General features: G+C 32.7%; 1 protein-coding gene and 1 pseudogene. Both read right to left on the minus strand.

The window, feature by feature from the left end; all coding sequences use genetic code 11:
- Positions 1-113, minus strand: a pseudogene (locus J7R05_RS09475) (Maf family protein); the annotation flags it as partial.
- A gap of 12 nt (positions 114-125) precedes the next feature.
- A partial coding sequence (locus J7R05_RS08595; protein WP_208541904.1) for a kinase/pyrophosphorylase occupies positions 126-407 on the minus strand: 282 nt, incomplete at its 5' end.

The following is a 407-nucleotide window of genomic DNA, read 5'->3' on the forward strand; positions in this document are numbered from 1 at the left end:
ACTTCTCTTTCATCAAAAGAAGCTCCTTCAATGAAAAAATTTAAACCTGCTTTTTTTAATAATTTTGCACGATAAAAACTAAGAGATGCTAATATTAACGTATCTGCGTTCATGAGAATTTTCTCTCATTTTCCTTCACGAAATCGTGATAAAAGTTCAAATATTGCAGCAGCAGTTTCTTCAATAGAGCGTCTTGTGACATCAATAATAGGCCAACCAAAACGTTCGCAAATGCGTTTTGCATAGATTAATTCTTCAGCTATGTTGATACGATTTGTATAACTATCAAGAGCAAAACCTTCTCCCAAATCTCGATTTTGACGAATATGTGAGATTCTTTCAGCTGAAGCAATTAAACCAATAATTAAAGAATTTTTTGCCTCTAAAAGGGATTCTGGCAAATCAAT

This window comes from Bartonella capreoli (genome assembly GCF_902813205.1).
Classification (GTDB): Bacteria; Pseudomonadota; Alphaproteobacteria; order Rhizobiales; family Rhizobiaceae; genus Bartonella; species Bartonella schoenbuchensis.